At 71.6% G+C, this 15020-nt stretch carries 15 protein-coding genes and 1 tRNA gene; 9 read left to right on the top strand and 7 right to left on the bottom strand.

Annotated elements, in window-relative coordinates; genetic code table 11:
- Nucleotides 1-83: 83 nt before the first annotated feature.
- The 6 genes from ACZ51I_RS27830 to ACZ51I_RS27805 all read right to left on the bottom strand — a co-directional run bounded on the left by ACZ51I_RS27830 (nucleotide 84) and on the right by ACZ51I_RS27805 (nucleotide 6405).
- Nucleotides 84-512, bottom strand: a complete 429-nt coding sequence (locus tag ACZ51I_RS27830; RefSeq protein ID WP_468881051.1) for a MarR family winged helix-turn-helix transcriptional regulator — start codon at nucleotides 510-512, stop codon at nucleotides 84-86.
- Nucleotides 512-928, bottom strand: coding sequence for an SRPBCC family protein (locus ACZ51I_RS27825; RefSeq protein WP_468881048.1), 417 nt, complete (start codon nucleotides 926-928; stop codon nucleotides 512-514). The genes ACZ51I_RS27830 and ACZ51I_RS27825 overlap by 1 nt, the downstream gene beginning before the upstream one ends.
- Nucleotides 929-1340: 412 nt before the next feature.
- On the bottom strand, nucleotides 1341-1718 hold the full coding sequence (locus ACZ51I_RS27820; RefSeq protein ID WP_468881046.1) for a VOC family protein: 378 nt from the start codon (nucleotides 1716-1718) through the stop codon (nucleotides 1341-1343).
- Nucleotides 1719-1771: 53 nt separating this feature from the next.
- Nucleotides 1772-2656 carry a cellulose-binding protein gene (locus tag ACZ51I_RS27815; RefSeq protein WP_468881045.1) on the bottom strand — a complete coding sequence of 295 codons (885 nt, stop codon included), beginning with the start codon at nucleotides 2654-2656 and terminating at the stop codon, nucleotides 1772-1774.
- Between the two features lie 130 nt (nucleotides 2657-2786).
- Complete coding sequence (locus tag ACZ51I_RS27810) at nucleotides 2787-5399, bottom strand: SUKH-4 family immunity protein (RefSeq protein ID WP_468881043.1); 2613 nt, start codon at nucleotides 5397-5399, stop codon at nucleotides 2787-2789.
- 7 nt (nucleotides 5400-5406) lie between these two features.
- A complete protein-coding gene (locus tag ACZ51I_RS27805) occupies nucleotides 5407-6405 on the bottom strand; it encodes an SMI1/KNR4 family protein (protein WP_468881040.1) in 999 nt (332 codons plus the stop codon).
- Between the two features lie 279 nt (nucleotides 6406-6684).
- On the opposite strand from ACZ51I_RS27805, the gene ACZ51I_RS27800 reads away from it, so the two are divergent.
- Both ACZ51I_RS27800 and ACZ51I_RS27795 read left to right on the top strand, forming a co-directional pair.
- Nucleotides 6685-7197 carry a YwqJ-related putative deaminase gene (locus ACZ51I_RS27800; RefSeq protein WP_468881038.1) on the top strand — a complete coding sequence of 171 codons (513 nt, stop codon included), beginning with the start codon at nucleotides 6685-6687 and terminating at the stop codon, nucleotides 7195-7197.
- Nucleotides 7198-7207: 10 nt separating this feature from the next.
- Nucleotides 7208-7699 (top strand): SUKH-3 domain-containing protein, encoded by a 492-nt coding sequence (locus ACZ51I_RS27795; protein ID WP_468881036.1) that lies wholly within the window; start codon nucleotides 7208-7210, stop codon nucleotides 7697-7699.
- Here ACZ51I_RS27795 and ACZ51I_RS27790 read toward each other — a convergent pair.
- A complete protein-coding gene (locus ACZ51I_RS27790) occupies nucleotides 7696-9009 on the bottom strand; it encodes a sensor histidine kinase (RefSeq protein ID WP_468881034.1) in 1314 nt (437 codons plus the stop codon). The genes ACZ51I_RS27795 and ACZ51I_RS27790 overlap by 4 nt on opposite strands.
- A 139-nt stretch (nucleotides 9010-9148) precedes the next feature.
- On the opposite strand from ACZ51I_RS27790, the gene ACZ51I_RS27785 reads away from it, so the two are divergent.
- From ACZ51I_RS27785 to ACZ51I_RS27755, 7 genes are all read left to right on the top strand, one after another.
- Nucleotides 9149-9224 (top strand) — tRNA-Gln (locus ACZ51I_RS27785).
- Nucleotides 9225-9343: 119 nt separating this feature from the next.
- Nucleotides 9344-10789, top strand: a complete 1446-nt coding sequence (gene glmU / locus ACZ51I_RS27780; RefSeq protein WP_468881032.1) for a bifunctional UDP-N-acetylglucosamine diphosphorylase/glucosamine-1-phosphate N-acetyltransferase GlmU — start codon at nucleotides 9344-9346, stop codon at nucleotides 10787-10789.
- 121 nt (nucleotides 10790-10910) lie between these two features.
- A complete protein-coding gene (locus tag ACZ51I_RS27775; protein ID WP_468881030.1) occupies nucleotides 10911-11885 on the top strand; it encodes a ribose-phosphate diphosphokinase in 975 nt (324 codons plus the stop codon).
- Nucleotides 11886-12135: 250 nt separating this feature from the next.
- Complete coding sequence (locus tag ACZ51I_RS27770) at nucleotides 12136-12720, top strand: 50S ribosomal protein L25/general stress protein Ctc (protein WP_468881028.1); 585 nt, start codon at nucleotides 12136-12138, stop codon at nucleotides 12718-12720.
- Nucleotides 12721-12843: 123 nt separating this feature from the next.
- Nucleotides 12844-13440: an aminoacyl-tRNA hydrolase gene (gene pth, locus ACZ51I_RS27765; protein ID WP_468881026.1), complete on the top strand. Its 597-nt coding sequence runs from the start codon at nucleotides 12844-12846 to the stop codon at nucleotides 13438-13440.
- Between the two features lie 48 nt (nucleotides 13441-13488).
- Nucleotides 13489-13932: a hypothetical protein gene (locus ACZ51I_RS27760; RefSeq protein ID WP_468881023.1), complete on the top strand. Its 444-nt coding sequence runs from the start codon at nucleotides 13489-13491 to the stop codon at nucleotides 13930-13932.
- Nucleotides 13933-14080: 148 nt separating this feature from the next.
- Nucleotides 14081-14977, top strand: coding sequence for an LPXTG cell wall anchor domain-containing protein (locus ACZ51I_RS27755; protein WP_468881021.1), 897 nt, complete (start codon nucleotides 14081-14083; stop codon nucleotides 14975-14977).
- The last annotated feature ends 43 nt before the right edge of the window (nucleotides 14978-15020 follow it).

Raw genomic sequence — 15020 nt, 5'->3', positions numbered from 1 at the left:
CGAGCCGGTCGTACACTCCCCATCCGCTGCCGACCCGCCAGGCAACGGTGTTCGTCAGCGAGCCGCCCGTGGCGGTGGGCGGTTCAGGGTTCGGGGTGGGCCAGGCGGCCCAGCAGGGCGATCGCGTCGTCGACGGGCACCGGCCGGAAGAACCGCGCGTCGACCTGCTCGACCGCCTCGATCGCGCGGGGGGCCAGGGCGGCGCCGGTGTCGGTGACGCGCAGCCGTTTGGCGCGGGTGTCGGCCGGGTCGACCTCGCGCTCGACGAGTCCCTTGCCCTCCAGGGTGCGCAGGACCTGGGACGTCATCTTGACGTCGGTGCCCGCCTGGCGGGCGAGGGCCAGCTGGTTGGGGTGCTCACCCTGGGTGTTGAACCACCAGGCGCAGGCGAGCAGGACGAACTGCACGTGGGTGAGGCCGAGGGGGGCCAGGGCGGCGGCGATGTCGCGCTGCCAGCGCAGCGTGGCGTGCCACAGGAGGAATCCGGGGCTCTCGCCGGGGTCGAGGGCCATCAGCGCCGGGCCAGCTCGATCAGGGCGGCCATGGTGTCGGGCCAGTCGGCGGTGATCCCCGGGCCGATCTGCGGGCCGACCTCGTCGGCGCCGGCGCCGGTGATCTCCATGCGGTACACCACCCGCACACGGTCCCGGTCGACCGGGTCGATCCGGTGGACGGTGCGCAGCAGCAGATCGCCGAAGCGGGCCTCGTCGACGAAGAGTTCACCCTCGACGGCCTCGGCGACGCGCAGTTCCACCGGGTCGTCCCCGGGCGGCGTCATCGTGATCCGCGCGCCCACCTCGAACGGGCCGCTGATCTCGATCTTCTCGATCTCGGCGTTCCAGGTGCCCCAGTTCTCGACATCGGCCCAGAGCCGCCAGATCGCCTCGGGGGTGGCGGTGGTCTCGACGCCGTGCTCGTACTCCCACATTGCGGGCCTCCTCGATCAGATGATGTGTCCACAGATTATCTCTGCGAAGACTAAATGTCGAGCACCCCGCGCCGCTCACGTCCCGCCGCACCCCGTGCCGCCGTCCCGAGCAGCGGGACCACGGCGAACAGTTCGCCGAGCGCCCCCGTCCAGGGGACCGTCCTGGCCCCCGCGTCATGCAGGCGGTCCAGCCGAGGCCCTGGAGCACGCACGCCCCCGCGTACCACCCGGCCGCGGCGCGGAAGAACGGCAGGGCCCCCACCGGCGTCGCCCTGCAGACCGGGCTGAGTCCCGGCGCGGTCTCGCAGAACCTCGCGGGGACGAGCGAACTCGGCCAGGCGCTCCTCGGTCGGACCGCCCAGGGCGGCCGGGGGCCTGTCAGGCGGTTCGTCCCGAGCCGGGCGCGGGGCCGTCAGTCCCGAGCCGGGCGCCGGACCGTCAGGCAGAACGGGTGGCCCGCCGGGTCCAGCACGAGCCGCCACAGGTCAGGCCGGGGCTGCTCGGCGGGGACGGTCGCGCCCCACTCGACCAGGCGGGCCGCGGCCTCGTCCAGGTCGTCGACGTCGAAGTCGAGGTGCAGCTGCTGCGGGACCTCCTGGCTCGGCCAGGACGGCGGACGGTAGCCGGCGACGCGCTGGAAGCCGAGGAACAGGCCGTCCGCGCCGCACAACCCGGCGAACTCGTCGTCGGAACGGTCGGCGAGCGGGAGCCCGGTGGCCCGGTGATAGAACGCCGCCAGGGCCATCGGGTCCGCGCAGTCGAGCGTGATCGCCGTCAGTTTCATGAGCATGATCCGGGAGGCTACCCGGCGTCGCCGGAGCCGTTCCCGTCGCCCAAGTCGCCCTACTTCTCGCCCTGTTCCGGTTCCGGGACCGTCGGGCGGCCCGTCAGCGCCGCGAGCGAGTTGCGGATGTGCTCCATGTGGGAGTGGATCTCGTCCCGCGCCTCCTCGTGCTCCCGCAGCACCCGCTCCGTCTCGCGCTCGACCCGCTCCGCCTTCATCCTGGCCTCGGCGAGCAGCTCCGCCGCACGCGCCTCCGCGTCCTCCTGGCCGTGCCGGGCCTGCTCCTCCGTCTCGGCCAGGGCCCGCTGCGCCTCCGCGAGCCCCGCCTCCGCCCGGCCCGTCAGCTCCTCGTGCCGCGCGTCCAGCTCGGCGAACCGGGCCTCCGCCGCGCGCTCCGCCTCGTCCCGTACGGCCTTCTGCTCGGCCCGCTGCTCCGCCAGGAGCTCCGCCGACCGCCGCTCGGTCGCCTCGAACGCCTCCCGCGCACCCGTCCGCAGCTCGTCCGCCTCGCGGCGCGCCTCCGCCAGCAGCTCCGCCGCCCGCTCGCGAGCCGACTCCAGAGTCGTACGGGCCGCCGAGTCCGCCGCCTCGCGGACACCCTCCGCGTACGCCCGCGCCGACTCCGCCGCCTCCTGGGCCGCCGCGTCCGCCGCCTCCGCGATCGCCTGCGCCTCGGCCTCGGCGGCCCGGACGAGCTTCTCGTCCTCCTGCTCGGCGAGATGGAGGATCTGCTGCGCGGCCTCGCCCAGCGACTCGTACCGCTGCGGAGGCAGCGCCTCGACGACCTCGCGGAGCCGGGCGGCCTCCGCCTCCATCTCCTTCACGAGGACCGTGAGCCGCGCCGCCCGCTCCCAGGCGCCGTCCCGCTCCTCGGAGAGCGCGGCGAGGTGGCGGTCGACCTGCTCGGGGCGGTAACCGCGCCCCCGCCCGACGGCGAAACTCATCCCTGACGCCCCTTCCCATTCGGCCTCAAGCATCCAGGATGCTCCATCAGAACGGACAAAAGGCGCCCCACGTGCACGCACGTCGAGCGCCTTTGGTCACATCCGGCCTGCCGGTGACTACGGCACGCCCCTAGAGGAGACCGTCCCACATCTGCTCGAGCAGCACCGACCACCAGTTCTCCGGCGACGACAGCGCCGCCGGGTCCAGCATCGCCAACTGCGCCTGGAAATCGACCGTCCAGCGGCCCGCCTGCTCCGGGTTGAGCCCGAACCGCAGCCGCCACATCCTGCCCAGCAGCGCCATCGACCGCGTGAACTCCGGCAGCCCCGTGTTCACGAACTGCGGCGGCACCGACTGCCCGCCCGGACCGGCCTCCACCGGCACCGCCACGATGTGCGCGGTCCCGTACTGGACACAGATCGCCCGCCCGAAGTCCGAACCGAGCACCAGATACGAACTCGCGTCCGGCGCCGCGGGAACCTGCCGCTGCGCCGCCAGCTCCGCCAGCGTCGGCACCACCGGAATCGCCGGCTGCGCCCAGAAGAACGGACCGAAGTCCGCCGGAAGCCCCGCCCACACCAGCGTGCGCGCCACGACCTCCGGCACACCCTGCCGGGACACCGCCCGCTGGTCGAACCGGAGCACGCCCGGACCGAACGCCCCCGCCAGCTCCTGCGCGATCCCCTCCGGGGGAATCGGCGGCGCCGGCTGCACCTGCGGCAGCGGCGCCCGCACCGGAGCCGGACGCGCCGGGCCGTCCGCGACCTGGTGCAACTCGCCCTGATGGGTCAGCAGTTGCCGCATGCCCTGCTGCCGGCCCGCGTGATCACGTCCGTACGGGGCGATGCTCGTGATCCGTGCCTGCGGCCACGTCTCCCGAATCATCCGCGCGCAGTAACCACCCGGCAGCTCACAGGATTCCAGCTCCGTGTGGAGCTCGAGCACCTGCTGTGGCGGCACGTTCATCGCGCGCAGCTCATGCAGGATCTGCCACTCCGGATGCGGGGTACCCGGCGCCGAACGCCGGATGATCTGCGCCTCGGAACCGTCCGGCGCCCGGTACCGCAGCACCGCCTGATAGCCGGGACCGACCGTCGGCTGACCCGCCGGCTGCGGATAGCCGTACGCCGGAGGCACGGCACCCGGAGGTACGGGACCAGGGGCCACGGGACCCGGAGGCACGGGGCCGGGCGCGGGCGGCGGCGTGTGGCCACCGACCGGCGGCGCCGGAGCCGGCGGAGGCGGCGGACCGCCCGGACCGGGGTGGGCCAGCATCGTCGCGGCGTGCGCGATACCTCCCGCGGGCGTCCCACCCGGCACACCCGGCGGCGGCGGGGGCGGCGGCGGCGCGCCGGGACCGCCCTGGTTCGGGTGCGCCAGCATCGTCGCCGCGTGGTGCACCGGCTGCGGCGGCGTCACTGGACCCGGCGGCGCCGGCGGAGGCGGCGGACCGGGCGGACCCGGCCGCGCGGGCGGCTTGGGCCCCTCGGGCCCGAGCTGCGACACCAGTTGCGTGGGGATGTACGCGTTACCCCCCGACGACGCACCCGGCACCCCCGGAGCACCCGGCGGCGGAGGCGGCGTCGGACCCCGCCCCGCCTTCGGCGAAAGAGCGGCCTTGCTGGTCGCGGCGTCCGCGATGTCCCGTGCGCCCGGCGCCGGGGGCGCGGGCGGCGGGAGCGGCGGCGCACCCGGACCGGCCTGCGCGGGAGCCGGCGAAGCCGGGGGCGCGGGTGGAGCCGGCGGGGCCGCCGGAGCCGCGCCCGGAGCCGGGGCGGCCGGGTCGAGACGGGGAGCGATCGCGGTCGGGGGCAGCGCGCTGCCCCCCTTCATCAGGGCGGTCGGCGCGTCCGCGCCCACCGACAGCGGCGGCGTGTCCTCGTCGTCCGCCCCCGACAGCGGCGGCGCGAAGACGGTCGCGGGCAGCGGCACCGCCCCGTCCACGCCACCGGAACTCGCGTTCGCGTCCACCCACGGGCTGGACGACGCGGGCGGGGGTACGGGAGCGGGGGTGGGCGGAGCCGGGGGTGCGACCGGCGGGACCACCGGCGCGGAAACCCCCGGCGCGGGCGTCGCCGCCGGGGGACTCGCCGCCGGGACGCCGTCCATCGCGGTCGGCTCGTACGCGTCACCCGCAGCCGCCGGAGCCGGACCGGCCTCCGAAGCCGGCACCGACGAAGAAGAGGAAGAGGGAGAGGAAACCGACGACTCAGAGGAAGCCGAAGAAGCCGAAGACGCAGAGGACGCCGAAGAGGCCGACGACGCCACCGATGCCGAAGACCCCGGCTCCCCCACCGCCTCCGACGCGTCGTCCGCCGGTGCCAACGCGCTCACGCTCTCCTGCGACGCGTGCGACTCCTCCCTCGGCAACCCGATCTTGTCCGCCGCGTCCTGCAACCACTCCGGCGGACTCAGCAGGAACGACGTCTGGTTCAGATCGATCCGGGCCGCCGGGACCGCCGCCTGCGCCGGAACCTCGTCCGTCGCCCCGTACTCCTCCTCGTACCGCCGGATCACCTCACCCACCGGCAACCCCGGCCACAGCGTCGCCTCACCACTGTCCCGCGCGATCACCAGCCGCTGACGCCCGCCGTCCGACGTCGGACCACCCTCGCGGTCCTCCGCCCACACCACGAAACCCAGCTCGAACTCCCGCACCCGCACCTCACGGTGCTGATACGACGGCAGGTCGCCGTTGATCCACTCCTCGGCGCGCTCCTGCGCCTGCGCGAACGTCACCACTGCCAGCTCACTCCCCCACCGGGACCACGGGCACAGCGCGCGCGAAGCCGCCGTCCACCATCAGGTTCGCCACCGTCTCCAGCTCCGGCGGATTGCCCGCCAGACGCCCCAGAAAAGCGTCGAAATCCGCGCCGCAGGGCAGCAGCAACCGCTCCACCCGCTCGTTCACCGTCCAGCCCGCCGCCACCTCGCCGGAGTCCCGCGCATCGTCGTACACGCAGAACCACACCGAACCGACCGCCGCACCCCGCACCTTCAACGCGATCAGACCACCCTGGACGAACGCCACGCCCAGATAGTCCTTCGTCAGATGGTCACGAAGACACTTGTTCACATAGACGAGGTCATTGACCCCCGCCTCCTCACGCACCGTGAAGAACGGCTGGTCGACCAGAAGCCCCAGCTCCGCGTCGAGCGCCGCCCCCACCGGGGCACACCCGCCCGCCGCCTTCAGGAAGGAACGGTACGCCCCCGGCAGCCGATAGCCCAGATCCTCCTCGACACCCTGAAGCTGCTGCTCCGACACCGACACCAGACCCTTCGGCAGCCCGAAGTGCACCGGCCGCGTCTCCTGCAGCGGACGCGTCCCCCGCTTCGACTGGTCCACCGCCGCCGTCGCCACACCACCGTGATGACGCAACAGCGCCTTCACCTCGACCGGGATCAGCTCCATCCGCCGCGAACGCGCCACGTGATGCCAGGTCCAGCCATGCGGAGTCGCCACCGACGGAATCGTGTCCCACAGCTCATGACCCGTCGCCGCCAGCGCCGCGTTCGCCGACACGTAATCCGTCAGACGCAGCTCGTCGACACCGAAACCCTCCGGCGGATCGGCGATCTCCGCCGCCGCACGCGCGTACGGCGAGAAATCCGGATGACCATGCTCATCCACCCGCACCCCCCTCGGGTGACGGGACGCACGGACCGGATCCGGAAAATGCACGACCTGCCCGGCGTAGGCCGCGTTCGGTGGCGCGGTGTCCTGCCCGAGCCGACCTGTCGTCATGGCGGTTGCCCCCTGCATGGCGTCGCTGACTGCTTGCTACCGACAGCCGACGGCTGCGGCCGACTGATGCCGCACAGCCTATGCGCTGCCACAAGAGCCCGAACCGGACCCGAACCCGCGACGACCCACCGTGACCAACTGTCACGACGCCATGACAGGTGCACCATGATTCCGACACACCGAGGACGTGTTTCGCCGCCCCAGCTTCCCCATATGGCTCCCTATTTGGCAGGCTGTCCACGCAACTCGGGGGATTGCAAGGAGGGGAAGACCAGCACCATGCACGCAACAACGACGCCCACACAGGGTGACCCACGCCTCAACTGGAGCAGCAGCGCCGAGGCCACCCGCGCACCCTTACTGCGTCACCGCCGCGACGGAATCCTCCCCACCGTAGGAGCCGCACTCTCCGTCCGCGGCGAAACCCTCACGTGCACCGCGGGCCGCGGCGACCGGCCCCCCGTCCTGCACGCCCTCGTCCAGGACTTCCTGGACACCCTCACCAGCAGCCAGCGGGAACGCTTCACCGGCCGCTGCCCCGAAGCGATCCTGCTCTCCCGGCACCTCACCGCCACCGAGAACAACCGCTCCAAACGCGCCCAGCGCAAACCCCTCACCCACAGCGAGGCCCGCCGCTCCCTCAAGCACGCCAAACTCACCGCCCGACGCATCCGCGAGGACGGCGACCCCCTCCACGGCAGCTACGCCGCACCCTGCCGCTCCTGTACGGCGATGCTCGCCCACTTCGGAGTCCGCGCCGTCGACCCCACCACGCCTGTCGAGAACGGCTGACCACGCCCCCATGCCCGACCACCTCAACACGACCCGCTTCCCCGTCAACGTCGACGCCGCCCTCCGAGAAGCCGGCTGGCAGCCCGGCCGCTGGGACATCAGACTCGCCGAAGAATGGGCCGACACCCTCCGCGCCCACGTCTCCCCCGCCGGCCACCGGCACAGCGTCTTCCCCGCCGCCGTCGAAGCCTGGGCCGAATTCGGCGGCCTCCGCATCACCGCACCCGGCCACGGCCGGCAGATAGCACCCGCCGCCATCCACTTCGACCCACTCGCCGGACTCCACCTCTCCCGCACCCTCGCCGACCTCGGCCGCGCCCTCGACACCGAACTCGCCCCCCTCGGCGAGGAAGGCGAACACCTCGCCGTCCTCGCCGTGGACATCGAAGGCCGCGTCTACAGCCTCGACCACGCCGGCGACTGGTACCTCGGAAAAGACATCGACGCCGCGCTCTCCACCCTGATCACAGGAGCCCAGCCGACCCGCCTCACCACCGGCTAACCGGCCGACACCGTCGGCAGCACCGCCGACACCCTGAACCCACCCGCATCGGTCGGCCCCGACACGAACACACCCCCGAGCCGCAGCACCCGCTCCCGCATCCCGACAAGACCGTTCCCACCACTCGGCAGCCCCGCATCCGCCACCGCCGCGTCCGAAGGCCCGTTCTCCACCTGCATCGCGACCTCCGCCTCTCGATGCGCGAGCCGCACCACCACCTTCGCCCCCGCCGCATGCTTGTGGACGTTCGTCAACGCCTCCTGCACCACCCGGTACGCCGTCCGCTCCACTTCCGGGGCATACGAACGCGCCTCACCCCTCACCACCAGCTCCACGACCACTCCCGCCAGCCGCGACTGCTCACACAACGCCTCCACCGCGTCCAGACACGGGCCGTCCTCCGCGGCGGCCTCGGCAGCGGCGGCAGCAGCCCGCCCCACAGCGGCCAACGGCACCCCGGCAGGCGCCGCAGGAACAGCCCCCTCCCGCAGCACCCCCAACATCTCCCGCAACTCCGTCAACGCCTGCCGCCCCATGTCCCCCACCAGGGCCGCGTTCCGCACCGCCTTCTGCGGATCCTTCAACGCCACCGCCTGCAGCGCCGCCGCGTGCACCACCATCAACGACACCCGGTGCGCCACCACGTCATGCATCTCCCGCGCGATCCGCGTCCGCTCCTCCTGCCGCGCCCACTGCGCCCGCTGCTCGGCCCGGTCCGCCAGCAGCGACAGCTCCTGCTCCAGACTGTCCGCCCGCTCCCGCAGGCTCTCCATGAGCCGGCGGCGGGCCCCTATGTACAGACCGAAGAGCACCGGGGGCGCGTTGAGCCCGAGCGTCATGAAGAGCGAGACGCTCGGTACGTACCAGCCGCTCGGGTCGATGTCCGACGGCCCCTCGTCGACCTGGGCGACGTCCTGCCGCATCCGCGCCACGGTCACGACGAACACGGCGAGCGTCGACATCCCGGCGAGCACGGCGGTGACCCGCCGGGGCACCTCGGAGGCGGCGAGCGAGTACAGCCCGACGATCCCCATGAGGAAGCCCATCTCGGCGGGCGCGACGGCGATCGACACGAGCACGACGGCGATGGGCCAGCGGCGCCGGACGAGCAGCACGGACCCGACGAGCAACCCGAACACCACCCCCAGCGGCACCGGCAGCGAAGCCTTGTCGGCGAACCCGATCCCCTCGACGGCGCACTCCAGCGCGGACACGACCGCCAGCCCGACATCGAGCACGGCGCTCCGCCGTCTCCCCCACCACCAACTCCCGACGCCCCCAGCGTCCCGGTCTGCCCCCGTCGCGGTCATACCCACCACCCTACGACCGGCCCCCCACGTCAACGCGGCACACGCCAGCCCCTCGCCCGAAGACGGTCCTGATCGAAGGATGGTGGAACGGAAACGTGGCACGGGCCCAAACACGTCTCCGGTAAGGTCTGAGCAGCTGTCCCCCGTGGTGTAACTGGCAGCACACTGGTTTTTGGTACCAGCAGGACAAGGTTCGAATCCTTGCGGGGGAGCCACAGCACACGAGGTCTCGGTTCGGGTCCTGACCGCCATGGTCAGGACCCGCACTCATATCCGGCCCACCGCCCCCCGGTATCCTTCGTGCGTCCACCACCCAAAGCCGAAGGGCATTCCCGTGAGCGCCAACCGCCCGGCAGCCGTCGTCGTCCTCGCAGCGGGTGAGGGCACCCGCATGAAGTCGAAGACCCCCAAGGTCCTGCACGAGATCGCCGGGCGTTCGCTCGTCGGACATGTCGTGTCCGCCGCCCGGGAGCTGGAGCCCGAGCACCTCGTCGTGGTCGTCGGGCACGCCCGGGAGCAGGTGAAGGGGCATCTCGACGAGCACTACGCCGGGACCCGGACCGCCGTCCAGGAGGAGCAGAACGGCACCGGGCACGCGGTGCGGATGGCGCTGGAGGAGCTGGGTTCGGCGCCCGAGGGGACCGTCGTCGTCGTCTGTGGTGACACTCCGCTGCTGTCCGGGGAGACGCTGAAGGCGCTGGCCGGTACGCACGCGGCCGACGGCAACGCCGTGACCGTGCTGACGGCCGAGGTGCCGGACTCCACCGGGTACGGGCGGATCGTCAGGGACGACTCCGGCGCCGTCACCGCGATCGTCGAGCACAAGGACGCCTCCGCGGCGCAGCTCGCGATCCGGGAGATCAACTCCGGGGTGTTCGCCTTCGACGGGAAGCTGCTCGCGGAGGCGATCAAGCAGCTTCGTACGGACAACAGCCAGGGCGAGGAGTACCTCACCGACGTGCTGTCGATCCTGCGTGAGGCGGGTCACCGGGTCGGGGCGTCGGTCGCCGGCGACCACCGGGAGATCCTCGGGATCAACAACCGGGTGCAGCTCGCGGAGGCGCGCGCCCTGCTGAACCGGCGTCTGCTGGAGCGGGCGATGACGGCCGGTGTGACGGTTCTGGACCCGGCTTCGGTGCTGGTGGACGTCACGGTGACGTTCGAGCCGGATGCCGTGATCCACCCCGGTACGCAGCTGCTCGGGGCGACGCACATCGGTGAGGACGCCGAGGTGGGGCCGAACACGCGGCTGACGGACACGACGGTGGGCAAGGGCGCCCGGGTGGACAACACCGTGGCGTACTCGGCCGTGATCGGTGAGAGCGCGTCGGTGGGCCCGTTCGCGTATCTGCGTCCGGGGACGAGGCTCGGCAAGAAGGCCAAGGCCGGTACGTACGTGGAGATGAAGAACGCGTCGATCGGCGAGGGGACGAAGGTCCCCCATCTGTCGTACGTGGGTGACGCGACGATCGGCGAGTACACGAACATCGGCGCGGCGAGCGTGTTCGTGAACTACGACGGTGAGGCGAAGCACCACACCACGATCGGCTCTCACTGCCGTACGGGTTCGGACAACATGTTTGTGGCTCCCATCACGATCGGGGACGGGGCGTACACCGCGGCGGGGTCGGTGATCACGAAGGACGTGCCGGCCGGTTCGCTGGCCGTGGCCCGGGGCCAGCAGCGGAATATCGAGGGTTGGGTGGCCCGGAAGCGGCCCGGCAGTGCTGCCGCGCAGGCCGCTCAGGCCGCCTCTGAGGAGTCCGCCGGCGAAAGCTGACCGGAAACGGGTGCGTCGAACTCGGCGTACCGTGATACGTGCACACAAATTCGGCTGGCACGCACATGCGCTCGACGGGCGTGGGACCGCGGCCAGAGAACACGTCTGAGGAGACAGTGCTGTGACCGGGATCAAGACGACCGGCGAGAAGAAGCTGATGCTCTTCTCCGGCCGCGCCCACCCCGAGCTGGCCGAGGAGGTCGCGCACCAGCTGGGTGTCGGTCTCGTTCCGACCAAGGCGTTCGACTTCGCCAACGGTGAGATCTACGTCCGCTTCCAGGAGTCGGCGCGCGGCGCGGACTGCTTCTTGATCCAGAGCCACACGGCTCCGATCAACAAGTGGATCATGGAGCAGTTGATCATGATCGATGCTCTGAAGCGGGCTTCGGCCCGGAGCATCACCGTGATCATCCCGTCGTACGGCTATGCCCGTCAGGACAAGAAGCACCGCGGCCGTGAGCCGATCTCGGCGCGTCTGGTGGCGGACCTGCTGAAGACGGCGGGTGCGCACCGGATCCTGACCGTGGACCTGCACACGGACCAGATCCAGGGCTTCTTCGACGGTCCGGTGGACCATCTGTCGGCCCTGTCGGTCCTGGCGGACTACGTGGGCGCGAAGGTCGACCGCGCGAAGCTGACGATCGTCTCTCCGGACGCGGGTCGTGTGCGGGTCGCCGACCGCTGGTGCGACCGCCTGGACGCGCCGCTGGCGATCGTGCACAAGCGTCGTGACAAGGACGTCGCCAATCAGGTGACCGTGCACGAGGTCGTCGGTGACGTGAAGGGCCGCGTGTGTGTCCTGGTCGACGACATGGTGGACACGGGTGGCACGATCTGCGCCGCGGCCGACGCGCTGTTCGCGCACGGCGCGGAGGACGTCATCGTGACGGCCACGCACGGCATCCTGTCGGGTCCGGCGGCTGACCGGCTGAAGAACTCCAAGGTCAGCGAGTTCGTGTTCACGGACACGCTGCCGGTGCCGGGCGCCCTCGAGCTGGACAAGATCACGGTGCTGTCGATCGCGCCGACGATCGCGCGCGCGGTGCGTGAGGTCTTCGAGGACGGTTCGGTGACGAGCCTCTTCGAGGAGCACTGAGACTCCCGGTAGACGCGTGTGAGGGCCGTTCCCCGTTCGGGGGAGCGGCCCTCCGTCGTGTTTGGGTGATCGAATTGGGTGGTAGGGGGGACGGCCGGTAGACTGCCGTAGTTGCTCGGCGAGGGAGGCCGTGCCCGTACGGGTGTACAGGGTCACGGCGGTCCGTTATCGACGCGCTCTTCGTAGCAGGCCATTGCCAGTCGTGGCCGGGTGACCACTTTGTTCGTCACCTTTCTACGAGGAGTGCACCATGTCCGAGATCAAGCTCGCCGCTGCCGTCCGTACCGACTTCGGCAAGGGTGCCGCCCGTGCGGTCCGCCGTGCCGGCCAGGTTCCCGCCGTCGTCTACGGCCACGGTGCCGAGCCGGCGCACGTGACCCTTCCGGCCCACGACCTGGCCCTGGCGCTGCGCACGCCGAACGTCCTGCTGTCCCTGGAGGTCGACGGCAAGACCGAGCTCGCGATCCCGAAGGCCGTCCAGCGTGACGCCATCAAGGGCTTCCTGATCCACGTCGACCTGCTCCTCGTGCGTCGTGGCGAGAAGGTCACCGTCGAGGTCGTCGTCGAGACCGAGGGCGACCTGGCCCCGGGCAGCTTCCTGGTCGAGAACGTGCTGAACACGCTTTCCGTCGAGACCGAGGCCACGCACATCCCGACCTCCGTCACCGTCTCCATCGAGGGCCTGGAGGCCGGTGCCTCCATCCTCGCCAAGGACATCGAGCTGCCGGCCGGCACCACCCTGGTGACCGACCCCGACGCCGTCGTCATCCAGATCCTGGCCGCGCAGGCCGAGGAGCCGGCCGCCGACGCCGAGACCGAGGGTGCCGAGGCCTGAGCCTCCGGCTCTGCCTGGCAGGCTTCTGCCTGACGTGACGGGGTGACGGGCCGTACGGGCCCGTCGCCCCGTTTCTCTTGTACGGATACTTCCCTGGTACGGATACGAGGAGACCTGACGCTCATGACGGACGACGCGAACGCCCCCTGGCTGATCGTCGGCCTCGGCAACCCGGGGCCCGAGTACGCGGCCAACCGCCACAACATCGGCTTCATGGTGGTGGACCTGCTCGCCGACCGGATGCGGGGTTCGTTCAAGCGGGCGCAGAAGGCGCAGGCGCAGGTCGTGGAGGGCCGGATGGGGCCTCCGGGGCCGTCGAGCCGGCGGGTGATCCTGGTGAAGCCGATGTCGTACATGAACCTGTCGGGCGGTCCGGTGACGGCGTTGCGCGACTTCTACAAGGTGCCGACGGCGCGGGTGGTGGCGGTTCATGACGAGCTGGACATCGACTACGGGGTGCTGCGGCTGAAGCTGGGCGGCGGCGACAACGGGCACAACGGGCTGAAGTCGATGACGAAGGCGATGGGTGCGGAGTATCACCGGGTGCGGTGCGGGATCGGGCGTCCGCCGGGCCGGATGCAGGTCGCGGACTTCGTTCTGAAGGACTTCTCGTCGGCGGAGCGCAAGGATCTGGACTGGTTCGTGGACCGGGCGGCGGATTCGGTGGAGTGCCTGGTGGCGGAAGGTCTGGAGCGGGCCCAGTCGGCGTACAACTCGTAGGGTCGCGGGGCCTGGCGCTCGGACCGTACGACTGTACGATCGCGGGTCATGACGCACGTCCGTACCGCCGCCATGGCCCTGGTCGCCCTGCTCCTCGTCGTCGCGGGCGCGTGGGCTTCGTGGAACTCCGCCCAGCACGTTCTGCTGGGCAAGGGGCGTGAGCACGGGACGCTGACGGTGACGGACTGTACGGACGAGACGTGCAGCGGGCGTTACGCGCCGGAGGATCCGTCGTCGACGCGGCGGACGCTGATGGTCGCGCGTTCGGTGGCGGCCGAGGAGGGCGCGACGATCCCGGTGGTGGTGAAGCCGGGGACGGACGAGGGTGTGCGGACGGGCTGGGGCGGCGGGTTGCACGCGTGGCTGCCGCTGGGCGGGGCGTTGCTGCTGGCGGCGCCGTTGGTGGGCGGTGGGATGCGGCTGCCGCGGACGGCGTGGTCGCTGGCGGGGGCCGGTGGGGCGGTGCTGGTGGCGGCGTTCTTCGCGCTCTGAGGGGCCAGTTGGTCGGGTGCCGTCCCGTTTGGGCCGTATTCCGGGCGGGATTGTTATCGACCTCTGCCTTAAAGCCGGCTTAAGGCGATGGATAGGCTGCCCCAGCCACCTCCCACGGCATCCTCATCCCACAGATGGACGACTGCACATGCGACGCTCCCTCATTCCCGCCGCCGCACTTGTCGCGGCCATGGCGGGTTCTCTGGCGCTGGCCCCCGCCTCCTTCGCGTCGGACGGCTCCCACACCTACCCGCTGCACCAGCCGACGCCGATCGTCGCGTCGGACGCGCCGCACGACGGTGACTGCCCGACGGTTCCGGCCGACAAGGACGGCTGGCACTTCGTCATTCCCGGTAAGGGCGTGGAGTTCACCAAGCTGACGGTGACCTTCGAGCCGGGCGGCGAGCAGGTCATCACGACCTTCGGTCCGCCGGACGCCAAGCACGCGTACGTGGCCTCCGCTCCGGGCGCGAAGCTGGTCTCGGCCGAGGCCGAGGTCGACGGCGTGATCAAGCAGGGCTGGTTCAACCTGTCCCACACCTGCGTGGCCGAGAGCGGCGGCACGACCGGCGAGCAGACCACGGGTGGTTCGACCACCGGCGAGCAGACCACCGGCGGCTCCACCACCGGCGAGCAGACCACCGGCGGTTCGACCACCGGCGAGCAGACGACCGGCGGTTCCACCACGGGCGAGACCACCGCCACGGGTGGCTCCACCACGGGAGAGACGACCACCACCGGCGGTTCCGCCACCGGCGAGACCACCGCCACCGGTGGCTCCACCACGGGCGAGACCACCGCCACCGGTGGCTCCACGACGGGTGAGACGACCGCCACCGGCGGTTCCACGTCCGGTGGTTCGACCTCGGGTGAGACCTCCACGGGTGGCGCCGCCACCGGTGGCACGGACGCCAAGGGCGGCGAGGGCAACCTCGCCGAGACCGGCTCCAGCGCCCCGGTCGGCATCCTCGCCGCCGCGGCCCTGGCTCTCGCGGCCGCCGGCGCGGTCCTGGTGACCCGCCGTCGCAAGGCCCAGCAGGGCTGACAGCGTTCATGACGGAGCCCCCGCCGGATCGCCCGGCGGGGGC

Source organism: Streptomyces sp. NPDC034084 (assembly GCF_055575535.1).
The sequence above is the reverse complement of the archived record's forward strand: the minus strand, read 5'-3'. Positions and strand labels throughout refer to the sequence as shown.